This is a genomic window from Chania multitudinisentens RB-25 (assembly GCF_000520015.2).
Lineage (GTDB): Bacteria > Pseudomonadota > Gammaproteobacteria > Enterobacterales > Enterobacteriaceae > Chania > Chania multitudinisentens.
This window is the reverse complement of the sequence record NZ_CP007044.2, coordinates 2,114,490-2,137,664: the sequence shown is the minus strand read 5'-3', so window position 1 is coordinate 2,137,664 and position 23,175 is coordinate 2,114,490. Positions and strand designations below refer to the sequence as shown.

13 protein-coding genes and 1 pseudogene are annotated in these 23,175 nt (G+C 54.8%); 9 read left to right on the top strand and 5 right to left on the bottom strand.

The annotated features are described in order from the left end of the window. Window positions 1-101 precede the first annotated feature (101 nt). From fdhF to aegA, 3 genes are read right to left on the bottom strand one after another with little or no spacing between them, the layout of a single operon-like run. Window positions 102-2,246 carry a formate dehydrogenase subunit alpha gene (gene fdhF, locus Z042_RS09440; RefSeq protein ID WP_024910070.1) on the bottom strand — a complete coding sequence of 715 codons (2,145 nt, stop codon included), beginning with the start codon at window positions 2,244-2,246 and terminating at the stop codon, window positions 102-104. Between the two features lie 26 nt (window positions 2,247-2,272). After that, entirely contained in the window at window positions 2,273-2,806 is a 534-nt protein-coding gene (locus tag Z042_RS09435) for a 4Fe-4S binding protein (protein ID WP_024910069.1), read from the bottom strand. Then, a complete protein-coding gene (aegA, locus tag Z042_RS09430) occupies window positions 2,806-4,812 on the bottom strand; it encodes a formate-dependent uric acid utilization protein AegA (RefSeq protein WP_024910068.1) in 2,007 nt (668 codons plus the stop codon). Before aegA ends, Z042_RS09435 begins: the two co-directional genes overlap by 1 nt. A 560-nt stretch (window positions 4,813-5,372) precedes the next feature. On the opposite strand from aegA, the gene Z042_RS09425 reads away from it, so the two are divergent. The 3 genes from Z042_RS09425 to mocA all read left to right on the top strand — a co-directional run bounded on the left by Z042_RS09425 (window position 5,373) and on the right by mocA (window position 9,757). Next, on the top strand, window positions 5,373-8,588 hold the full coding sequence (locus tag Z042_RS09425) for a molybdopterin cofactor-binding domain-containing protein (RefSeq protein ID WP_024910067.1): 3,216 nt from the start codon (window positions 5,373-5,375) through the stop codon (window positions 8,586-8,588). Between the two features lie 11 nt (window positions 8,589-8,599). Further along, window positions 8,600-9,061: a (2Fe-2S)-binding protein gene (locus tag Z042_RS09420; RefSeq protein WP_024910066.1), complete on the top strand. Its 462-nt coding sequence runs from the start codon at window positions 8,600-8,602 to the stop codon at window positions 9,059-9,061. A gap of 114 nt (window positions 9,062-9,175) precedes the next feature. Further along, a complete protein-coding gene (mocA, locus tag Z042_RS09415) occupies window positions 9,176-9,757 on the top strand; it encodes a molybdenum cofactor cytidylyltransferase (RefSeq protein ID WP_024910065.1) in 582 nt (193 codons plus the stop codon). 96 nt (window positions 9,758-9,853) lie between these two features. Here the strand turns inward: mocA and Z042_RS09410 are convergent, their stop codons facing one another. Further along, the gene (locus Z042_RS09410) at window positions 9,854-11,638 is read right to left on the bottom strand and encodes a sigma-54 interaction domain-containing protein (protein ID WP_024910064.1); all 1,785 of its coding nucleotides are present in this window, start codon (window positions 11,636-11,638) and stop codon (window positions 9,854-9,856) included. 680 nt (window positions 11,639-12,318) lie between these two features. Here Z042_RS09410 and ygeW point away from each other — a divergent pair. From ygeW to arcC, 5 genes are all read left to right on the top strand, one after another. Beyond that, the gene (ygeW, locus tag Z042_RS09405; RefSeq protein WP_024910063.1) at window positions 12,319-13,506 is read left to right on the top strand and encodes a knotted carbamoyltransferase YgeW; all 1,188 of its coding nucleotides are present in this window, start codon (window positions 12,319-12,321) and stop codon (window positions 13,504-13,506) included. 136 nt (window positions 13,507-13,642) lie between these two features. Then, on the top strand, window positions 13,643-14,845 hold the full coding sequence (gene dpaL, locus Z042_RS09400; RefSeq protein WP_024910062.1) for a diaminopropionate ammonia-lyase: 1,203 nt from the start codon (window positions 13,643-13,645) through the stop codon (window positions 14,843-14,845). A gap of 123 nt (window positions 14,846-14,968) precedes the next feature. Continuing rightward, a complete protein-coding gene (locus tag Z042_RS09395; protein ID WP_024910061.1) occupies window positions 14,969-16,186 on the top strand; it encodes a YgeY family selenium metabolism-linked hydrolase in 1,218 nt (405 codons plus the stop codon). 125 nt (window positions 16,187-16,311) lie between these two features. After that, complete coding sequence (hydA, locus tag Z042_RS09390; protein ID WP_024910060.1) at window positions 16,312-17,709, top strand: dihydropyrimidinase; 1,398 nt, start codon at window positions 16,312-16,314, stop codon at window positions 17,707-17,709. After that, complete coding sequence (gene arcC / locus Z042_RS09385) at window positions 17,706-18,638, top strand: carbamate kinase (protein WP_024910059.1); 933 nt, start codon at window positions 17,706-17,708, stop codon at window positions 18,636-18,638. The genes hydA and arcC overlap by 4 nt, the downstream gene beginning before the upstream one ends. Window positions 18,639-18,707: 69 nt before the next feature. On the opposite strand, the pseudogene Z042_RS09380 reads toward arcC, so the two are convergent. Then, window positions 18,708-19,496 (bottom strand): annotated as a pseudogene (locus Z042_RS09380) (XdhC family protein); the annotation flags it as partial. A gap of 568 nt (window positions 19,497-20,064) precedes the next feature. Between Z042_RS09380 and ygfK the strand changes: the two are divergent. Further along, complete coding sequence (gene ygfK / locus Z042_RS09375; RefSeq protein ID WP_024910058.1) at window positions 20,065-23,172, top strand: putative selenate reductase subunit YgfK; 3,108 nt, start codon at window positions 20,065-20,067, stop codon at window positions 23,170-23,172. Window positions 23,173-23,175 lie beyond the last annotated feature (3 nt).

Below are 23,175 nucleotides of genomic sequence, written 5' to 3'. Positions count from 1 at the left end.
GTCTGTTTATTCGGCGTGAATTGCGTCATAGCCACAGCGATCCCGGCAAGAAGGTGTATACAACAAGGCTATCCGATGATAACCGGATAGCCTGAAAGGTATCAGACGGCGGCGGTGTTGCGCAGCCGTGCTTTTAACTGGTCATACTGCTGTATAACGTAGCTTTCCGCCCAGTGTTGATCGTCAATGGCTTCCAGCTTCACGGCGCAGTGTTTGTACTCCGGCGTTTTGGCAATCGGATCGAGATGATCCAGCGTCAGCTCATTACAGGCTCCAATCCACCACTGATAGGTCATATAGACGGCCCCCCGGTTAGTGCGGCCACTTACCTGAGCGCGGCTGATCACCTTACCTCGGCGCGAGCTGATCCACACCAGTTGGTTATCTTTGATGCCCAGAGCGGCGGCATCCGTATCGTTGATCTGTACATAGCCCGGCTCGTCAGCCAGCGTTTGCAGCGCGCTGCAATTACCGGTCATGGAGCGGCAGGAATAGTGCCCCACCTCGCGCACGGTACAGAGTACCAGCGGATACTGTGCATCCGTCTGTTCCTGCGGTGGGCGCCATTCACAGGCGAACAACAGCCCTTTGCCGCCGGGGCGGGAAAAAATATTATCCTTGTACAAATAAGGCGTGCCGGGGTGGGCCTCATCCGGGCAGGGCCACTGAACATAGCCCAGCCCCGCCATCTTTTCGTAAGTTACACCGGCATAGAGTGGGCATAAGCCGCGCAGCTCATCCCAGATCTCCTGCGTGTTGCGGTAGTGCATGGGATAACCCATGGCAGTTGAGATGCGGCTGATAATCTGCCAGTCAGGCAGCACATTGCCATCCGGCTCCACGGCCTTGGCGAAACGCTGAAAACCGCGGTCGGCGCTGGTATAGACACCTTCGTGTTCCCCCCAGGAGGTTGCTGGCAGGATCACATCGGCCATCGCGGCGGTTTTGGTCATGAAGATGTCCTGCACGACGACCAGCTCAAGCTTCTCGAAGGCCTGGCGCATCAGCGACAGATCAGGCTCGGTCTGGAGCGGATCTTCCCCCATGATGTAGTAGGCTTTCAGTTTGCCTTCCATCACCCTGTGCGGCACTTCGGTGATGGCGCAGCCTATCTTGCCAGACAGCTTTTTCACCCCCCACGCCTGAGCAAACTTGCTGCGCGCCGCGCTGTCGGTGACCGATTGATAACCGGGAAAGGTGTTGGGTAATGCTCCCATATCGCAGGCACCCTGCACGTTATTCTGCCCACGCACGGGGCCGACGCCAACGGCAGGGCGGCCAAGATTACCGGTCAGCAGCGCCAAGCCTGAAAGGCCTTTAACGACGTCAACACCCTGCCCCCACTGGGTCACCCCCATCCCCCATAGGATGGTTGCGTTTTTGGCACCGGCATAGATCTGCATGGCTTCGCGGATCTGCGCTGGCGTAAGGCCGGTGATAGCTGCCACATACTCCGGCGTATAGCGACTGACGGTTTGCCGGTATTCGGTAAAGCCTTCGGTGTGCTGCGCCACATACTGATGCTGATAAAGTCCTTCTTCGATCAGGACGTTAGCGAAGCTGTTCACCAGTGCCATATTGCTGCCGTTGTTCAGCGGTAGCCAAAGATCCGCCAGGCGCGCGGTTTCAATATAGCGGGGATCGCAGACGATAATCTTGGCACCGTTCTGTTTGGCTTTCAGAATACGGCGCGCCACGATGGGGTGAGAATCTGCGGCGTTATAGCCGAAGATCAGCAGGCAGTCGCTGTTCTCAATATCGCCAATGGAGTTGCTCATGGCACCGTTGCCCAGCGTGACCTGTAGTCCGGCGACGGAAGGGCCGTGGCAGACGCGGGCGCAGCAGTCGATATTATTGCTGCCGAGCGCGGCGCGGACGAATTTCTGCATCACATAGTTGGTTTCGTTACCCGGCCCGCGCGAAGAACCGGTCACCATAATGGCCTCTGCGCCGTGTTGCTGTTTGATTTCTGCAAGCCGGGTGCTGACAAACTGAATGGCTTCATCCCAATCCACGTTTTCAAAGGGCCCACCGCGCTGGCGGCGGATCATCGGTTGCTTCAAACGCGGAGTGAGCAAGCGGGTATCATTGAGAAAATCCCAGCCGTAATACCCTTTCAGGCAGAGTGTTCCCTGATTGGTGACGCCATCGGCAGCTTCGGCGCCAACCACTTTACCCTGCTCAACCAGCAGGTTGAGCTTGCATCCTGAACCGCAGTAGGGGCAAACCGTGAGTACTTTTTCCATAGTAAGGCTCCTGTAGCCAGCACAGATTAAAACAGATGAATATCCGCGTTATTACAGGCGGTCTCTCGCTGTTTTTGGGCGATCTGCTGCTGGAGAGTGGCTGGGCTGATGAGCTGGAGTGCATGAGTTGGGCACACCTCAATGCAGGCCGGCCCTTTGGCACGATCGGTACAGAGGTCGCATTTATGCGCCTCGCTGTTATGCGTATCCTCCCGGTCAAGCGCGGTGAGCGGCGGCATGGTCACTACCTCAATGGCCCCGAACGGGCAGGCCACCGCGCAGCTTTTACATCCAATGCAGAGCGCCTGAATAACCTGCATACCGCTGCGGCTGCGAACGATAGCGCCGCTGGGGCAAACGTTGGCGCAGGGGGCATTTTCACACTGGCGGCAGATAATCGGCACGCTGACCTGCGTGGTTTTCACAATACGCAGACGCGGGAAGAAATGCCGTGTGCTCAGTACGGCCGCGTTATCTCCAGCGTGAGCAACGGCGCAGGCAATTTCACAGGTGCGGCAGCCGATACACCGATCGGCATCGGCCAGTATAAATGGGTTCATCATACCCTCTCCTCTTGGGCTGAACGGACGGGTGACTGCGACTGTGGAGTGACCCCCAGTGCCGCAATGATCCCCTGAGCGGCTTTACGGCCATCCGCCATTGCGGTGACCACTAAATCCGCACCGCGAACGGCATCGCCACCGGCAAAAATTTTCGGATGGCTGGTCTGATAGGGATAGCGGCTGCTTGCCGTAGCCTCAATCAATCCCCACGAGTTGCGCTTAACGTCGGCACCATCAAGCCAGGGCATCGGGTGGGCGCTGAAGCCGAAAGCCATAATCACCGCGTCTGCCTCCAGCAAAAACGCGGAGTCGGGAATGGGGCGCGGTCGCTGGCGGCCGCTGGCGTCGGGTTCTCCCAGCGCGGTACGGATCAGCCCGATACCGGCAACTTCGCCCTGTGGGGTAAGCTGGATATACTGCGGCTGCACGTTGAACATAAATTCCGCTCCCTCTTCGCGGGAGTTCTTCACCTCCTTTTTCGAGCCCGGCATATTGGCCTCATCGCGGCGATAGGCGCAGGTCACCTTGGCGGCTCCCTGGCGTACTGAGGTACGCAGGCAGTCCATTGCCGTATCGCCACCGCCGAGCACCACCACACGCTTGCCGGCCAGATTGAGGTAAGGTTCATGGGGCAGTTCGGGCAACCCCATTTCATGCTTGGTGTTGGCAATCAGGAACGGCAGTGCGGCAAAGACCCCGGGAGCGTCCTCATTATCCAGACCGGCCTTCATGGATTCATAGGTGCCGACACCGACATACACCGCGTCGAATTCATCAAGCAACTGCTCAAGGGAAATATCCTTACCTACCTCGGTATTCAGACAGAATTCGATCCCCATCTGAGTAAATAATCTGCGCCGAGCGATCAGGATCTCTTTATCCAGCTTGAAGGCGGGAATACCGAAGGTTAACAGGCCGCCAATTTCTGGATGGCGATCAAAGACCACGGCCTGAACACCGTTGCGCGCCAGAATATCGGCACAACCCAAGCCTGCCGGGCCAGCACCGATCACGGCGACCCGTTTGCCGCTGGGAATAACGTGGGAAAGATCGGGTGTCCAGCCCATCTCAAGCGCGGTATCGGTGATGTAGCGTTCAACATTCCCTACGGTAACCGAACCGTGGCTACCGTTCAGGGTACAGGAGCCTTCGCACAGGCGATCCTGCGGGCAGACGCGGCCGCACACTTCGGGCAGCGTGCTGGTGCGGTGAGAAAGTTCGACGGCTTCCAGAATGCGCCCCGCCTTGGCCAGCCGCAGCAGCTCAGGGATGTTGTTGTGCAGTGGGCAGGTCCACTCGCAAACGGCGTGTTCACTACAGGAAAGGCAACGGCCAGCCTGAGCCTCCATCTGCGGGGTTGAGAGGGGCTGATAGGTTTCGACGAAGGTGGTTTTTCGCAGTTCAATGGCGGTTTTTTCCGCTTCAACGCGCGGGCGCTGGGGCAGTGATGACAACAGAGCAGCCACCCGATACTCTGCCCTCGGCCGCTGCTGCGCTGAACCTGAGCTACGCAGCGCACTGTTGCGCTGTTTCTCGCGCAGGCTATCGTGCAGCGCCTGTGGACTGAACAGGCGTAGCGCTTGGGTGGGGCAAGCGTTTACACAGGCCTGCCCTGCCGCGTTACCGGCACAGAGGTCGCATTTATGGGCAACAGCCTGTGCAGATGCCCCCTGTGGTACGCTTTCAGTCACTATGCTCATGGTGCCAAAAGGGCAAGCGATGGCGCAGGTTTTACAGCCAATACAGCGTTCTTTGAGCAGTTGAATACTGTCATTGCGGCGAACCAGCGCCTGCGTCGGGCAGACTTTGGCGCAGGGGGCATCCTCACAGTGGCGGCAGAGCACCGCCGTTGTTTGAACGATCCCCTTGATCACCTTAATTCTGGGATGAAACTCATCGGCACTGTCTGGATAGCTGGCCATATTGTGAGACATTACACAGGCAACTTCGCAGGCCCGACATCCGATACAGTCATGGGCATGAGCGATAACAAACCGATTCATATTTTCTCCCTTACTGGTTCAGGTGCATATACCTAAAATCATTCGAGTTGCCTGTCGGCGGTAAGCAAGTGCTAGCCCACAGGGGAAGCGAGTGAAACCAACCCCCAAGCAACTTGAAATATGGCGGGCAGACTTACCCTCGTGGCCTACTGCCGTAGCTCAAATGAATTTGGTTACCGGGAATAAATGCAAGAAACAGGGCAAAAATGCGCAAGTAATAAATTTAATCGCGATAATTTGCGCACTATCACATTATTTCGGTGATGTATGAGTGAATTGATTCTTATTGTTAATTGCGTGCGGAAAGGGCAACGATAAATTTCTCATAATGAAAAAACGCGTATCAACTTGAAATAATGATATGAGCGAAATGTTAATGTAATGCGTCATTTCACGTTTTATTTCGCGATTTTATTTATACGCAATCACAAACTGCAATATTTATATTCAAGTTGACGTTGCGTGGCATAGCAATTGCTTGATTTATCTTCATCTCACACCCGAAAAATATTTCAGCGCTGTCTGTTAGCAATGATGAAATATGAATAATGGAGAATGCTATGGATACAATGTCAGTGGGCAAGTCAGTACCACGAGTCGACGGCCTGGCGAAAGTAACAGGCGCGGCGTTGTACGGCGATGATATAAAAATGAAGAACATGCTGTACGGCGTGTGCCGCTACGCGGATATTCCGGCGGGCGTGATTACCGCTATCGATCTGTCGGCCGCAGAGCAGGTGCCTGGCGTGGTCAAAATTGCCACTTATAAAGATATCCCTGGCGTTCAGAAGATTGGCGTGGTGATCCCTGACTATCCGCCGATTATCGATCGTGAAGTGATCTACCGTGGCGATGTTGTTGCGGTGATTGCGGCAGAAACCTACGAGGCGGCCTGTCTGGCAGCCGACAAGATCAACATCAGCTATACCCCGCATGCCCCGATTGTGGATGTGGAAGAGGCCATCAAACCCGGTGCCCGGCTGATCCACAGCGATACGGAAAGTAACATCATCAATCACCATCATACGGTGAAGGGCGATATTGAGGCGGGGTTTGCCGCATCGCCCCATATTTTCGAGCGTGAATATGAGGTGGGCTATCAGGAGCACGCCTACATTGAGCCAGAATCCATCACCGCCTATGTTGATCCCAACGAACAGGTGCTGACCATTACCGGTTCGATACAGAACGCTCACCGGGTACGCGGATTCGTCGCCAAGTATCTTGATTTGCCGCAGTCAAAGGTTAACGTAAAACGCTCGGTGCTCGGTGGCTCCTTCGGCGGCAAGGATGACATTATCGACCACCTAGCCTGCCGCGCTGCGTTGATGGTGCATCTGACTCAGCGGCCGGTAAAAATCAGCTATAACCGCGAACAGTCAATGCGCGAAAGCTACAAACGCCATCCCTACAAGATGAAGTACAAGATTGGCCTGGATAATGAGGCGCGTATCCAGGCGATCAAGATTGATATTCTTGCTGACGGCGGCAGCTATGCCGGGCAGACGGTTTTCGTTACCTGGCGTAGCTCCGTTCAGGCGGCGGGGCCCTACAATATTCCCAACGTGCGCGTTGACGTGACCGGCGTGTACACCAACAACAACTATACGTCAGCCTTCCGTGGCTTTGGCGCACCGCAGGTTATTTTCGCCAACGAATCGCTGATGGACGAAGTAGCTGAACATTTTAACCTGACCCCAATCGAACTGCGGCAGCGCAATATCCTCAAGCAGGGCGATACCAGTATGGCGGGGCAGGTGTTCAGCGAGCACACCGTTTCCGCTGAAGAAGTGATGCTGAAAGCGACGCAGAGCGCAGAGTTTCAGCACAAGCGCGAACATTATCGGCAGTTGAACGCGCTGGGTGGGCCGATCCGCTACGGTATCGGTCTGGCTATCAGCCATCGCGGCTGTTCTCTCGGGGCTGAAGGCCTGGATGCTTCCTCGGCGCTGATGCAGGTTAATGCGGACGGCAGTATCAATATCTCAACTTCGGTTTCGGAAAACGGTCAGGGATTGCAGACGACAATGGCGCTGATTGCCGCCGAGGCTTTTGGCCTGGATCTGGATCGCATCATGTTCAGTGAACCGGCAACCTCGATGATTGCTGACGGTGGCTCAACGGTAGCCTCGCGCGGCACGCTGATGGGGGGACAGGCGATTCTCAGCGCAGCGAATAAAATCAAACGCCGTATGGCGGACGCGGTAGCGGCGGCCCTGCATGCGGAGAGTATTGACGATCTGGTGTGGCGCGACGGCCGGGTGTTCCACCGTAACCGGCCGCAGGAGGCGTTGAGTTTCCAGCAGGTGGTTGATATGACCAAGGCCACTGGCGCCAATCTCTCCGCCTACGGCTGGCACGTGGCACCGAGTATTCATTGGGATGAGGAAAAAGGAACCGGCAGCCCCTACTTTACCTGGGTGTACGGTTGCCAGATTGCCGATATCGCGGTGGATACCCGCACCGGCAAGATCGTGATCAACCGGATTACCGCCGCTCATGACGTGGGCAAGGTGATTAACAAGGTAGGCTTTGAAGGGCAGGTTTACGGCGGCGTGCTACAGGGCATGGTCGGCTACGGCATGCTGGAAGACTTTAATATTGAACAGGGCGTTGTGAAGTCGGAAAACTTTGATACCTATCTGTTGCCGACCATCAAGGATATGCCTGATATTCAGATTATCGCCGTTGAGAATAGCGACAAGGCCGGTCCTTTTGGCGGCAAGGTCATCGGTGAACCGGTGCTGGAGCTGGGGGGGGCGGCGCTGAACAACGCCGTCAACTTTGCGCTGGGGCGCTGGAACCATACGCTGCCGCTGACGCTGGAACAGGTGAAGCTGGGTTATAACCTGAAAAAACCGGTGCGGCAGAGTGAAGTGGTGGCCGAAAGTGAGGAGAAGAAACAGGTACTGCGCCTGAACACCCTTGCCGTTGAAACGCCACAGTCGTTGGCAGAGGCGCTGGAGATGATGATGGCGGAGCATACGATGCCGCTGGCCGGAGGGACCGACGCGCTGGTGCAGGCGCGGATGAAAACGCAGCCACAGAAACTGGTGAACATCGCCGGGCTGTCTGAGCTACGGCAGATTGTTGACTGTGAAGGAGGATTACACATTGGCGCTGGCGTCTGCTTCAGCGAGCTGGTTGCACATCCGTTGGTACAAGAACGCTATCCGCTGCTGGTCACGGCCTGTAAAACCATTGGCTCCCTGCAACTGCGCAACCGCGCCACGCTGGGCGGCAATATTATCAATGCGGCACCCTGCGCTGACTCGGTGCCTCCGCTGGTGATCCACGATGCGGAGGTGGTGTTGAAAAGCGCCAGCCGGACGCGCTGCATGCCGCTCAGTGAGTTCATTATCTCCGGCTATAAAACCCAGTTGCAGGCGGATGAGCTGATGGTGAAGGTGATTTTGCCTGCTCCAGTCACGCGGCCGCTGCAACAACGCTATAACCAGTTAGGGCGGCGCAATGCGCTGAACATTACGCGGCAAAGCCTGACCTGCCAAATGGCGCTGACGCCGCAGGGCGTGGTGGACTATTGCCGCCTGGTAGACGGTGCTCTGTTAAGCAAACCGCAACGTTTAGTGGCGGTAGAACAGGCGCTGATCGGCAAAACGCTGAGTGAATCCACCATTGCCGCAGCGGGAAGCGTTCTTACCGAGCTGGTGGAGAAAGCCATCGGTGGACGCTGGTCGGCAGCCTATAAGATGCCGGTTTTCCTTGAAATGTTCACCCAGGTGATGAATGAAGTACTTGCCGAACAGCGCCAGTAAGGAGCGTAGAAATGACGACGATTACAATGAAGGTAAACGGTATCAACCGGAGTGCTGAGGTGGATGGCAACACGCGCCTGCTTGACTTCCTGCGCGAAAAACTGGACCTGACCGGCACCAAAGAAGGGTGCTCGGTCGGTGAGTGCGGTGCCTGTACGGTGATTATGAATGGTAAATCCGTCTGTTCCTGTCTGGTGCTTTCCGCTCAGTGCCAAGGGGCAGAAATCACCACCGTTGAAGCGCTGCATCACGATCCTATCGGCAAGCGGCTGCAAAATGCCTTTATCCGATACGGCGGTGTACAGTGTGGCTTTTGTACCCCAGGAGTGCTGATGAGCACCAAGGCACTGCTGGACAGCAATCCAGCTCCCAGCGATGAGGAACTGAAGGAGGCGCTGGAGGGGAATCTGTGCCGCTGCACCGGTTACCAACCGATCATCACCTCGATCAAAGCCGTGTTAAGTGCAAAATAACCGGCGTTGCGGGTAGCGAGATTTTAATCCCCGAATTAACCGGAGTTCGCTAAAGCGCTGCGGCTTCGGTTAAGGAGGGTATTCACGCTGGCGGCACAATCAGGGAAAACGACTATGGCAACGGATCAGGCGGATGCTCTTATCCTGGCTGCGGGGTTATCGTCCCGCATGGGCAGTTGGAAAATGATGTTGCCCTACCGGCAGGGAACGATTCTGGATGCGGCAATAAACAACGCATTGGGGTTTTGCTCCAGAGTGGTGCTGGTGACCGGCTATCGTGGCGATGAGCTGCATCAGCGCTATAGCGGGTATGCGCAGATCTGCCTGGTGGCAAACGCCGACTATCATCAGGGGATGTTTTCTTCGATTCGCTGTGGGGTGCAACATATTGAGAGCCAGCACTTTTTTCTGGCACTGGGGGATATGCCCTGCATCAGCAGCTCTATTTACGCACAGCTGTGGCAGCAGCGCGGTGACTATTGCCTGATCCCGCGCTTTGCAGGCGGCAAGGGGCACCCGGTTTTACTGCCACAGCGCCTGATTGAAACGGTGCAGCGGGCAACGCCGGAGCAGAACATGAAGCAGATTATTCAAAGCGATGAACCGCGCTATCTGGCAGTAGAAAATCCGGCCATCCACTGGGATATTGATACGCCGGAGCAGTATCGTCAGCTTCCCCAGAGCGTAAACGCTTAAACAAAACCATGCTGATGGTCAGTTTTGGCGCTGTGCTGGTGGGTAAAGCCCCACCAGCGACCTGCCTACTAAAGCTCAATCCGCGCTTTCATCCGGCTATGACCAGTACGTCAGTTCATACTTCTTGATCTTGCGATACAGCGTAGCAACGCCGATGCCCAATTCCTTTGCCACCTGTTTCTTATTGGCAGTGCGCTTCAGCGCTTCTTCGATCAGCTGTTTTTCCATCGACTCCAGATTGGTAGCGCAGCGGGCATCCTCCAGCTCAGCGATTTCTTCTGTCGGCGGCTGGGCATAAACCGGCGTTATGCTGGCCGCCAGGAAGTTCGGCGGCAGCAGCGAGCTGTCAATAACTTCCCCGTTGGGGACGATATTGATCAGGTACTCCATCAGGTTGCTGAGTTCGCGCACGTTGCCCGGCCAGCGGTACTGCTTGAGCTGGGCGATAACCTCCGGGCTGACGCCAGGGTAAACGCTGCCAATGCGCTTGGTGTGAAGATTGAGGAAAAAATGCATCAGCAGCTCGATGTCGCCCTGGCGTTCCCGCAGCGGCGGCAGCGAGAGCGGGATAACGTTCAGCCGATAGTAGAGATCTTCACGAAACTTGCCTTCCGCGATGTACTGCTCAAAATTCTGATTAGTGGCAGAGATAATACGAATATCCACCGCCACCGGCTTGCTGGAGCCAATAGGCAACACTTCACGGGATTCGATGGCGCGCAGCAGCTTGGCCTGCAACGTCAAAGGCATGTCCCCTATCTCGTCTAAAAACAGGGTTCCGCTGTTGGCGGACTGAATCAGCCCGACTTTTCCATTGGTCGAAGCGCCGGTGAAAGCGCCCTTCACATAGCCGAACAGCTCACTTTCCAGCAGTTGGTCGGGAATGGCGGCGCAGTTAATGGCAATAAAGGGTTTATCATGCCGATCGCTCAGCCGATGAATGGCGCGCGCCACCACTTCTTTACCCGTGCCGCTTTCCCCCACAATCAGTACGCTGGAAGGGCTGGGAGCGATGCGGGTAATCAGGCGTTTCAGCACCCTGATGGGTTTGCATTCGCCGATCAGCTGATCAATCTGTGGTTCATCGGGATTATAGTCTTCGGATAATCGGGTATGTGACTGATGGAAGGCCATCAGGAATAGCTGATGATTATGCACATCATGCATCTGCCCGATGATCAGCTCCTGATGCTCATCAAAAGAGATAATATGTTGCAGGTGGCCACCGCTGTAGTTCTGCTGAAAAGTCAGCGGCCGGATACTGATACTTTTACCGGCAATCTTGTTCTGGGTCGTCTGCAACTGTTGCAGAGCATTCTGGTTGATAAATTTCACCTGATTCTCATCATCAAGAACAATCACGCCCTGGTCCATATTGGTGATCAGCGTGAGAAAAATTTTGTTTAATCCCTCAACGTTATGCCCCTGGCTATCAAGCAGCTTAGCGACAAAGATGGTAGAAATATGGCGAATGTAGTCGGAAAAAACCTGAATATTCTCCTTCAGGCGCTGCTGCTGTTCGGTGGTAAAAGCAACCAGGCTGATCACGCCGATGCAGGTATCCTGAACAATAATCGGTATGCCAAGGAAGGCTTTCTCCTGGCATTTTTCCCGCATGCCGCAGTCGATGCACAGCGGGTCAGACTGCGATTGGATAACGACTTTTTCTTCATGGGTTTCCAACACGTGTTTTAACAGGCGCGAGTTACCGTTAAGGGTACGGCCAAAAAATTTACCGTAAGGGCCAGTACCTGATACCCGGATCATGTTGGCATCAATAATTTCAACTTCCAACTGCAATACGCTTGAGAGCATTTTAGTAAAGCGTAAGATCGTCGGCTGGATCTGCATTAAATTCGAAGAGGATTTCTCAATTATCATATAGGGAATCCTTTGATAGCAGGACGTTATATCCTCGTCCATCTTCCAGGGGGCAACACTGTTGGTTGCCCTTGCTCACCCAGCAGGCCTAGCGCCTCAGGACTGTAGGGATCCATTCCATTGTCTATTCCACAGCCTCGCTATAGCGACGGTCAAACAGCACAACAAAATACCCCGTATAACGTCGCTATGTTATGACAGGCATCAAATGGCACTCTATTAAAGGGAAAAATAAGCCAGCACAATAAAACAGCCGAGTTTACCTGTGGTCACTGCATCATTAACCATTATTAATAACTAATACATTGATTTATATTCATTATTTTCGGCTGGATTTTCCGTGGCTTCCAGTGTCATTATCATTATGATAAACGCCTCTTTCCGTTAGTTTATCATTTTGGTCGTATTGGCTGGTTTTTTATCATCCGCCGCTGTTTATTAAATTTTATTCCCTGCCTGGGCTGTGACAACGTACAGGAAATATATACTTTTTCGCCTCAAAAGCAATATATTTGCCATGCAAATCACATAATAATTTCATTTTTGCCGATTAACGTCTCATTATTTCATGATTGGCACGATTATTGATAGCTTGTTAGCACCATATTATTTCCATTCGACAGAATAATCTCGTTATTCGCTCGGATAGCAGGCTATTTATTATTATTGGGGCCAGACAGATGAAAACAGTGAACGAATTGATTAAGACGCTCAATGGATTAAAATCTAATCTGCATGAAAAGGATTTTTTATTAACCTGGGAACAGAGCCGTGATGAACTTCAGGCAGTATTAAATATAGCCGAAGCGCTAAAAACCATGCGTACCGAAAATATTGCCACCAATATTTTCAACAGTGGTTTAGGTATTTCCGTTTTTCGCGATAATTCCACCCGCACACGTTTTTCCTATGCTTCTGCACTGAATATGCTGGGGCTGGCCCAGCAGGATCTGGACGAGGGGAAATCACAGATTGCTCACGGTGAAACCGTGCGTGAAACCGCCAACATGATCTCCTTCTGTGCCGATGCCATCGGTATCCGCGATGATATGTATCTCGGTGCCGGCAACGCCTATATGCGAGAGGTCGGCGCGGCGCTAGATGAAGGTTTTCAGCAGGGGGTGCTGCCTCAGCGCCCGGCGCTGGTTAATCTGCAATGTGATATAGACCACCCGACTCAGTCAATGGCCGACCTGGCCTGGCTGCAAGAGCATTTCGGCAGCCTGGAAAATCTGCGCGGCAAAAAAATTGCCATGACCTGGGCCTATTCACCCAGCTACGGTAAACCGCTCTCCGTACCCCAGGGCATTATCGGCCTGATGACCCGCTTTGGTATGGACGTTACGCTGGCCCATCCTGAAGGCTACGATCTGATCCCCGACGTGGTTGAAGTTGCCGCGAATAACGCAGCGGCCTCCGGCGGCAGCTTCCGCCAGGTCACCTCAATGGCGGAAGCCTTTAAAGATGCGGATATCGTCTATCCCAAATCCTGGGCCCCTTACAAAGTGATGGAACAACGCACCGAACTGCTGCGTGCCAACAACCACGACGGGCTGAAAACTCTTGAACAGCAGTGTCTGGCGCAGAATGCCAAGCATAAAGACTGGCACTGCACGGAAGAGATGATGAAGCTGACGAAGAAGGGGGAAGCGCTGTATATGCACTGCCTGCCTGCGGATATCTCCGGCGTTTCCTGTAAAGAAGGGGAAGTTAGCGAGGGAGTTTTCGAAAAATACCGCATTGCCACCTATAAGGAAGCCAGTTGGAAGCCTTACATCATCGCCGCCATGATTGTGGCGCGTAAGTTCTCCAAACCCAGCCTGATCCTACAGCAATTGCTGAAGGAAGCTCAACAACGCGTTAAATAAATCAGGTATGACGGTGCCGCTCGCAGCTGGAGCCGCGGCACCGCCGGTAAGTTCACATTTTTCTCTCTATTGCGCGACACCAGGTGAGCATTGGCATTATCCGGGTGACTATCGTACTCGTTATTAAGGTCTGAATATGTCTGTCTTTTCGTTAAAAATGGATATTGCGGATAATCAGAATTTTACCGCTGAAACCTCCCCGCTCTTTTCGCGCGAGGAGGCGCAAAAAGCACGCGCCTTTCATAAAAAACTGCAAGGCTATCAGCCGACGCCGCTGTGTTCACTGGATGCATTTGCCCACCTGATCGGCGTCAAAAAAGTGCTGGTCAAGGATGAATCCAAGCGGTTCGGGCTTAACGCTTTCAAAATGCTGGGCGGTGCCTATGCCATTGCGCGCCTGCTGTGCGAAAAGTATCAAATCAATATTAACGATTTCTCCTTCGACGCGGTGAAGGCGCGGATGACGGAAAAAATGACGTTTGCCACAACCACTGACGGCAACCACGGCCGCGGTGTGGCCTGGGCGGCGCAGCAACTGGGGCAGAACGCCGTCGTCTATATGCCGAAAGGCTCTGCCCAGGAGCGGGTTGACCATATCCTGCGGCTGGGTGCCGAGTGCATCGTGACGGACATGAACTATGACGACACCGTGCGCATGACCATGAAGCAGGCACAGGAACGGGGTTGGCAGGTGGTGCAGGATACCGCCTGGGAAGGCTATACCAAGATCCCCACCTGGATTATGCAGGGCTACGCCACCCTGGCAGATGAGGCCGTGGAACAGATTAATGCTTTGAAGGTGGGGCAACCGACGCACGTGCTGTTGCAGGCTGGCGTAGGGGCGATGGCGGCGGGAGTGCTCGGCTATCTGGTTGATATTTATGGGGCAAGAAATCTCCACTCGGTGGTGGTTGAGCCCGAGCTGGCTGACTGTGTTTACCGTTCCGGCGTGAAAGGGGAACTGGTCAGCGTGGGAGGCGATATGGCCACCATCATGGCGGGCCTCGCCTGTGGAGAGCCTAACCCGTTGGGATGGCCGCTGTTGAGAAACTGCACCACTCAATTTATCTCCTGTCAGGACAGCGTGGCCGCTCTGGGCATGCGCGTTCTTGGTAACCCTCTCGGTGAGGATCCGCGCATTATCTCCGGTGAATCCGGTGCGGTGGGCGTGGGGCTGCTGGCTGCGGTGCACTGCCACCCACTGCGTGAGCAACTGATGAGCAAGCTGGGGTTGAATGCCGACTCCATTGTGCTGGCAATCAGTACCGAAGGGGACACTGACGTAAAACACTATCGAGAAGTGGTCTGGGAAGGGAAACACGGCGTTTCCGCCCAATAGCTGTGAAAGATATCTACCCGAAGTACCGGGAGTGGCGGGCAGCACAGATAGACGAAATGAATCAATGCCCCACCGGGTAAGCAGGGTATCGCCTGTCAATGATTGTTTTGGAGAAACCAGATAATGGGAAAGCAAGTGCCTTTTGAGATGGTATTGGAAAAAGCGTATCAATATAAAGCCGATATGACCCAGTTCCTGCGCGACATGATCGCCATCCCCAGTGAAAGCTGTGATGAAGAACGCGTGGTGCTGCGCATCAAGGAAGAGATGGAAAAAGTGGGGTTCGATAAGGTAGAAATCGACCCGATGGGTAATATTCTTGGCTATATCGGCCATGGGCCGCACCTGATTGCCATGGATGCCCATATTGACACCGTTGGCGTGGGTAACCTGAAAAACTGGACCTTCGATCCCTATCAGGGAATGGAAGATGATGAAATCATCGGCGGGCGCGGCTCGTCTGACCAGGAAGGCGGGATGGCTTCCATGGTCTATGCCGGTAAGATTATCAAAGAGTTAGGCCTGGAAGATCAGTATACCCTGCTGGTGACCGGCACCGTACAGGAAGAAGACTGCGACGGTCTGTGCTGGCAGTACATTATTGAGCAATCCAACATTCGCCCAGAGTTTGTGGTCAGCACCGAACCCACTGATTGCCAGATTTATCGTGGTCAGCGTGGGCGTATGGAGATTCGCATCGACGTACAGGGCGTGAGCTGTCACGGCTCCGCGCCGGAGCGTGGCGATAATGCCATCTTCAAAATGGGCCCGATTCTGAATGAGTTGCAGGGGCTGTCAAAGAACCTTGGCGATGATGATTTTCTGGGTAAGGGCACCCTGACCGTTTCCGAGATTTTCTTTACCTCTCCGAGCCGCTGTGCGGTTGCCGACAGCTGCGCGGTTTCCATTGACCGCCGCCTGACCTGGGGCGAAACCTGGGAAGGCGCACTGGAAGAAATCCGCGCTCTGCCCGCCGTTCAGGCGGCCAAGGCAGAGGTTTCCATGTATCACTATGACCGCCCTGCCTATACCGGGCTGGTGTATCCAACCGAGTGTTATTTCCCGACCTGGAAGGTGGAAGAAGACCATATTACGGTGAAAACCCTGAGCAAAGCCTATGAGGGATTGTTCAGGAAGAAGCCCACCGTGGATAAGTGGACCTTCTCCACCAACGGCGTTTCCATCATGGGCCGCCACGGTATTCCGGTGATCGGCTTCGGCCCGGGAAAAGAGCCGGAAGCGCATGCGCCAAATGAAAAAACATGGAAACAGCATTTGGTGACCTGCGCCGCAATGTATGCCGCCATTCCGCTGCTGTATATGCAGGAGTTGGGCAAGTAAACTTCAGGTTACAGGCCCGTACCCAAGGGGGAGCCCTCCCCCAATTATTGCAGAATGACGGGTATTGATCCCTGACAGGCCGGAGCGATAGCGCAGCTCCGGCATTGCCGATCGGAGGAAGGGTTATGAAGCGGCTGATCAAAGGCGGTACTCTGGTCGATGCTACGGGCGAGTACCAGCAGGATCTGTTAATCCAGGGGGAACACATTGCCCAACGCGCGGCGGGTATCGTTGTCGATGATACGGTGGAAGTCATTGACGCTACCGGCCTGTACGTGATGCCCGGCGGTATTGATGTACACACGCATTTTAATATTGACGTTGGCATCGCCAGAAGCTGTGATGATTTCTTCAGCGGCACTCGGGCTGCGGCCTGCGGCGGCACCACCACCATTGTGGATCATATGGGTTTTGGCCCTCAGGGGTGTAGCCTGCACCATCAACTGGCTACCTATCATCGCTATGCCGAAGGGCAAGCCGCCGTTGACTACGGTTTTCACGGCGTAATCCAGCATATTGATGATGAGATCCTGACGGAAATGGCGGCAATGGTCAGCGAGGAAGGGATCAGCAGTTTTAAACTGTACCTGACCTATCAGTATAAGCTCGACGATGGCGACATCCTGCGCGCGCTTTCCCGCCTGCGCGAAGTCGGGGCGCTGACGACGGTTCACCCGGAAAACGATGCCGCGATCGCCTGGCGCCGTGCCGAACTGCATCGTCAGGGGAAAACGGCACCGATTTATCATGCGCTGAGCCGCCCTTTGGAGTGTGAGGCAGAGGCAATCGCCCGCACGATCAATCTGGCGCGTCTGGCGGACAATGCGCCATTGTACATCGTGCACCTTTCCCACGGCCTGGGGCTGGACTATATCCGGCTGGCAAAGCGCTCGGGGCAGAAAGTCTGGGTGGAAACCTGCCCGCAGTATCTGCTGCTGGATATCAATCACTATCTGCGCGCAGACGGCCTGAAATATATCCTCAGTCCCCCGCTCCGTCCTCATGCCGAGCTGGACAAGCTGTGGGTGGGGATTGCCGACGGCTCCATTGACACCGTCGCGACCGACCACTGCACCTTTCCCTATCGGCTGCGTCAGCAGATGGCGCAGCAGGATTTCAGCCGCTGCCCCAACGGGCTGCCGGGGGTAGAAAACCGCATGACGCTGCTGTTTTCCCACGGCGTAGCCAGCGGGCGTATTTCACCGTCGCGCTTCGTGGAGCTGACCAGCACCCGGCCCGCGCAGTTATTCGGGCTGTGGCCGCAAAAAGGCTGCCTTGAACCGGGAGCGGATGCGGATTTGGTGCTGTTTGAGCCGCAATTGCAGCAAACCATTCAGCACCAGCATTTGCACGATAATGCCGATTATTCTCCCTATGAGGGGTTTTCCTGTCAGGGCTGGCCGGTGCTGACGCTCTGTCGGGGAGAGATCGTGGCTAAACAGGGGCATTTTACGGGTCGCGCAGGATACGGACGTTTTATCCACCGTCGGCCATTTGTTGAGATTAAGGATAAGGGCGAATGAAAAAGAGAATTGTGCTGGCACTGGGCGGTAATGCGCTGGGCGATGGCCTGGCAGAGCAGATGCAGGCAGTAAAAACCACGGTAAAGGCAATTGCGGATCTGATAGCGGCCGGGCATCAGGTGGTGGTGACTCACGGCAATGGCCCGCAGGTAGGCATGATTAATCAGGCCTTCGAGGCCGCAGCGAAGGCCGATTCGCATACGCCGATGCTGCCGATGTCGGTATGCGTGGCGCTCAGCCAGGGCTATATCGGTTATGATCTGCAAAATGCGCTGCGTGAGGAACTGCTGGAGCGCGGTATCAATAAACCGGTTGCAACGCTGATTACGCAGGTTGCGGTGAATCCGGCCGATCCCGCTTTTCTCAACCCCACCAAGCCTATCGGTTCTTTCTTCACCAAAGAAGAGGCCGAGAGGCTGATGCGCAACGGCCATACCCTGCGTGAAGATTCCGGCCGTGGTTACCGCCGCGTGGTGGCCTCACCAAAGCCACAGGATATTATTGAAAAAGAAACGGTGCGCGCCATGCTGGAGGCGGATCAGGTGGTGATCACCGTCGGCGGCGGCGGTATTCCGGTGCTGGTTGAGGGCAATCACCTGCGCGGAGCCAGTGCGGTAATCGATAAAGACTGGGCAAGCGCCAAGCTGGCAGAGATGATCGATGCCGATATGTTGATTATTCTCACGGCGGTAGAGAAAGTGGCACTGAACTATGGCAAGCCTGACGTACAGTGGCTGGATAGGCTGAGCCCGGCCGACGCGCATCGCTTTATCGAAGAAGAACATTTCGCTAAAGGATCGATGCTGCCCAAGGTTGAGGCAGCCCTGGCTTTCGCTGAGTCAAAAGCGGGACGCCAAGCGCTGATCACCGTATTGAGTAAAGCGCGTGAAGGGATTGCGGGAAAAACCGGGACGATAATCTGCCAGTAAGGGCCGTAAAACGGATATCACCGCAGCGGTTGCTGCGGTGATAAAGAGGGATTTCCGCCGCCGTATTTACAACTGATCCTGCATCAAACCGCCGGCCGCCTGATTTTTCACCTGTAGAATTTCCGCCATCACGCTGACGGCGATTTCAGCCGGTGTCTCCGCGCCAATATCAAAACCTATCGGCGCACGCAGGCGCTGGATAGCGGCTTCATTACAGCCCGCCTGCCGCAATTGTTCTCTAAAGGTTTGCGCTTTGCGGCGGCTTGCCAGCAGGCCAAGAAAGCGCACCGGCCGCTCAATCAGCGTTTCCAGCGTCTCTTTATCCTGATGATTGGTGGCAATAATCACAAAGCTGTCAGCGTCGATAGTCAACTGAGCAACGGCAGCGGTGAAGCTTTCGGCCAGCAACAGCTGGCACCCAGGAGGGAAAATATCAGGGTTCAGGCTGCTGGCGTAGGTATCCGCGATGTGGATATCGAACTCCAACGGTGCGGCAAGCTGAGCAATGGCGCGGTTCACATGGCCTGCGCCCAGCAAAATCAGCTTGGGCCGCATACCGTGTACATCGATATACACCGTCATGGCCCCTCCGCAGTCGGAGCCGACGGCGTCGCTGCCGTTGCGCGCCATACGGCCATGAAAGACCCTGGATTTTTGCTCGGTGATGGCGGCGACAGCCTGTTCGATCACCAGCCGCTCCATCATGCCACCGCCGATAGTGCCAACCGTCTCTCCCTCTGCGGTGACCAGCATCTGCCCGCTATGGCGCGGCGTTGAACCCCGGCTTTCGATGATCTGCGTAAACGCGAAGGGCTGGTTAAGTTTGACCCGGCGAGCGGCTTCAGAAAAGATGTTCATAGGCTGATGTACCTTTGTCTGTATTTTCATACGTTCGCTGCGTCTCACATTGAGAGATACCCGGCACCCTTGGCGTCGTTCCTTTGCTAGCGATGCTGACAGTGGTTCGGCGAACGATCAATTTACGTCGCTTAAGTTATGCAAACTTTGTGCCTCGTCATTTTCAGGTTTATTTCTGTTTGCCGAATCACACCGCGCAGCGTTTTCAACGCGGAACTGCGGAAATAAAGGCGAGTTAAGTTGCGATAAATATCATAATGAGAAAGGGTTATCTTGTTATGATAATTACCTGAATCAGCCTCAGTAATAGAGATACCCCCTCCTGACGGGCTGATTCTTATTCTCATTGATTAATGTTGCCAGGCTGAAAAAATAAACTGTCTTGCGACCGATCTCACGAAATTAATTATTGCTCACCGCGTTATTTCAATCTGGCCTGATTGTTGCTCCGCTATTCAGTCAGATACAAAAATAAAACCTCACCACCCGTTAACGATTGTGATTGGGTCAATGTCATATACCCCGCGCACTTGAAGTGTAAGCAGGGTCATTCAGCAAGGAGATAATGATGGGAGACATCATGCGCCCCATTCCGTTTGGAGAACTCCTGACGCGAATTTTTGCAGAATATAAAGAAAGCCGCTCTATTTTCGGTATTCCAGAACGGCAGTTTTATCGTAAAACCGATGAAAAATTACTTAAAGTCTTCGGTGAAACCTGTGAAACCCCTATTGGGCCTGCCGCGGGGCCTCATACCCAGCTGGCGCAGAATATTATCGTCTCCTGGCTGACCGGGGGGCGCTTTATTGAGCTGAAAACGGTGCAGATCCTGGATCGGCTTGAGCTGGAAAAACCCTGTATTGATGCTGAAGACGAGTGCTTTAACACCGAATGGTCAACCGAATTCACCCTGAAAAAGGCACACGACGAGTATTTAAAAGCCTGGTTTGCGCTTTATTTGCTGGAGGCGATCTTCGATCCACGCGCGGCGGGGGAAAGTAAGTCTTTTATTTTCAATATGAGCGTTGGCTACGATCTCAAAGGGATTAAAGAGCCGCCGATGCAGGCGTTCATCGACAGTATGATCGATTCTGCTCAGCACCCCAAGTTCAGCGAGTATCAGCAGATTTTGCGTTCCCGTCTGGAAAGCCCGGCGTTTATCCAGCAGCTTGGCTTGGCCGAACGGCAGGCGGAACTGCGCGCCCTGCCGCAGAGCATTCCCAGCCGTATGGTGCACGGCGTTACGCTGTCTACCATGCACGGCTGCCCTCCGCACGAAATCGAAGCCATCTGCTGCTACATGCTGGAAGAAAAAGGGCTGAATACCTTCGTGAAGCTGAATCCCACGTTGCTGGGCTATCCGCGGGTACGGCAGATCCTCGACAACTGTGGCTTTGACTATATCGGCCTGAAAGAGGAGTCGTTTGAACACGATCTCAAGCTGGATCGCGCACTGGAGATGCTTGAACGCCTGTTGGCGCTCGGCAAACAGAAACAGCTCAGCTTTGGCGTCAAGCTGACCAATACCCTTGGCACCATCAACGGCAAGGGGGCGCTGCCTGGGGATGAAATGTATATGTCCGGCCGGGCGCTGTTCCCGCTGTCAATCAACGTTGCTGCGGTGCTCTCACAGGCGTTTAAAGGCAAGCTGCCTATTTCATACTCAGGGGGGGCCAGCAAGTTTAACATTCGCGCCATTTTTGAAACCGGTATCCGCCCGATCACGATGGCTACCGACCTGCTGAAGCCCGGTGGCTACCTGCGCCAGACCGAGTGCATGCATGAACTGGATCGCTCCAACGCCTGGGAAATGACCCAGATTGATGTGAATAAACTGCAAGCGCTGGCTGAGCAGGCTCTGAGCATGGACTATACCCAGAAAGAGTGGAAGGCGCAGGACCAAATCGATGCCGGTGGGCCTTTGCCTGTGACGGACTGCTATGTTGCACCCTGCGTATCGGCCTGCGCAATTAAGCAGGATATTCCGGAATATATTCGCCTGCTCGGCGAACAGCGCTATGCAGACGCACTGGAAATCATCTATCAGCGCAACGCCCTGCCAGCGATCACCGGCCACATCTGCGATCATCAGTGCCAGTATAACTGTACCCGTATGGACTATGACCAGGCGCTGAATATTCGCGATCTGAAAAAGATTGCGCTGGAGAAAGGCTGGGATGAATACCGGCAACGCTGGCACAGGCCAGCCGGTTCCGGCGATCGGCATCCAGTGGCGGTGATTGGTGCGGGCCCTGCCGGGCTGGCGGCGGGCTACTTCCTGGCGCGGGCTGGTCATCAGGTGACGTTGTTTGAGCGCGAAGCCAACGCCGGCGGCGTGGTCAAGAATATCATCCCGCAGTTCCGTATTCCTGCCGAGACTATCCAGCATGACATTGATTTCGTTGCTGCTCACGGCGTTAAGTTCGAGTACGGCTGCAATCCTCATCTGACGGTGGATGAGCTGCGTCAGCAGGGCTTTAAGTATGTCTGCATCGGTATCGGTACTGATAAGAACAGCGGCATCAGGCTGCAAGGGGATAATCGGAATCTGTATAAATCCCTGCCGTTCCTGCGCAGTTTCAACCGTGGAGACTGGTTGGAATTGGGCAGTGAGGTTGCGGTGGTCGGCGCGGGAAATACCGCGATGGACTGCGCGCGCGCCGCGCTGCGCGTGCCGGGCGTGAAAAACGTCACCGTGCTTTATCGTCGCTCGATTCAGGAGATGCCAGCCTACCGTGAAGAGTATCTGGAAGCGCTGGAAGACGGCGTGCAGTTTATGTTCCTGACCAATCCCGAGCGTTTTGACAGCGACGGCAAGCTGACCGCGCGGGTGATGGCATTGGGGGAACCCGATGAGCAGGGGCGCCGCCGACCGGTGGCGACAGAGCAAACCATTGAGCTGCGGATGGATACGCTGATCAGCGCCATCGGTGAGCAGGCAGACTGCGAGCGCCTGGCTGCCATGGGCGTACCGCTCGGTGAGGATGGCTGGCCGGTGGTGGATCTCAACAGCGGTGAAACCTCACGCGCTGGCGTATTCCTGATTGGTGACGTTCAGAACGGCCCTTCTTCCATCGTTGCAGCGATTGCCAACGCCCGCTACGCCAGTGATGCGATCCTGAGCCGGGAGAACAAAAAATCACATCACAACGATAAGCGCTGGCTGAACGTCGATCCCGCGGAAATTTATGCGCGTAAAGGCACCATCGCCGTTGAGATGGTTGATAAGAGCGATACCGCTGCGTTCGTTGCGCAGGAATCGCAGCGCTGCCTGGAATGTAACTATGTGTGCAGCAAGTGCGTCGACGTTTGCCCGAACCGCGCCAATATTTCCATTGCGGTGCCTGGCTTCCGTGACTCGTTCCAGACGCTGCATATCGATGCCTACTGCAACGAATGTGGTAACTGCGCCCAGTTCTGCCCGTGGCAGGGAAAACCTTACAAAGACAAGGTGACCATTTACAACCTGGAAAAAGATTTTATCAACAGCAGTAACCCCGGCTTTTTGGTTGACGGCGGCAAACTGAAGGTGCGCCAGAACCAGCAGCTGTATCAGCTCAGCATTGACGCGCAGGGGCATATTGCTGGGGTTCCGGCTGAATTGCAGGATATGTGCCGCATTATCAGCCATGTACATCACTATCACGCTTATCTTCTGGGGCGCGTTGAGGAGTAAACC

What these genes read in the sequence shown, in the direction of transcription:
- fdhF (WP_024910070.1), bottom strand. Translation starts at nt 2,246, where the DNA reads ATGGAAAAAGTACTCACGGTTTGCCCCTACTGCGGTTCAGGATGCAAG.
- aegA (WP_024910068.1), bottom strand. Translation starts at nt 4,812, where the DNA reads ATGAATCGGTTTGTTATCGCTCATGCCCATGACTGTATCGGATGTCGG.
- Z042_RS09395 (WP_024910061.1), top strand. Translation starts at nt 14,969, where the DNA reads ATGGGAAAGCAAGTGCCTTTTGAGATGGTATTGGAAAAAGCGTATCAA.
- Z042_RS09420 (WP_024910066.1), top strand. Translation starts at nt 8,600, where the DNA reads ATGACGACGATTACAATGAAGGTAAACGGTATCAACCGGAGTGCTGAG.
- ygeW (WP_024910063.1), top strand. Translation starts at nt 12,319, where the DNA reads ATGAAAACAGTGAACGAATTGATTAAGACGCTCAATGGATTAAAATCT.
- arcC (WP_024910059.1), top strand. Translation starts at nt 17,706, where the DNA reads ATGAAAAAGAGAATTGTGCTGGCACTGGGCGGTAATGCGCTGGGCGAT.
- Z042_RS09410 (WP_024910064.1), bottom strand. Translation starts at nt 11,638, where the DNA reads ATGATAATTGAGAAATCCTCTTCGAATTTAATGCAGATCCAGCCGACG.
- mocA (WP_024910065.1), top strand. Translation starts at nt 9,176, where the DNA reads ATGGCAACGGATCAGGCGGATGCTCTTATCCTGGCTGCGGGGTTATCG.
- dpaL (WP_024910062.1), top strand. Translation starts at nt 13,643, where the DNA reads ATGTCTGTCTTTTCGTTAAAAATGGATATTGCGGATAATCAGAATTTT.
- Z042_RS09435 (WP_024910069.1), bottom strand. Translation starts at nt 2,806, where the DNA reads ATGAACCCATTTATACTGGCCGATGCCGATCGGTGTATCGGCTGCCGC.
- hydA (WP_024910060.1), top strand. Translation starts at nt 16,312, where the DNA reads ATGAAGCGGCTGATCAAAGGCGGTACTCTGGTCGATGCTACGGGCGAG.
- ygfK (WP_024910058.1), top strand. Translation starts at nt 20,065, where the DNA reads ATGGGAGACATCATGCGCCCCATTCCGTTTGGAGAACTCCTGACGCGA.
- Z042_RS09425 (WP_024910067.1), top strand. Translation starts at nt 5,373, where the DNA reads ATGGATACAATGTCAGTGGGCAAGTCAGTACCACGAGTCGACGGCCTG.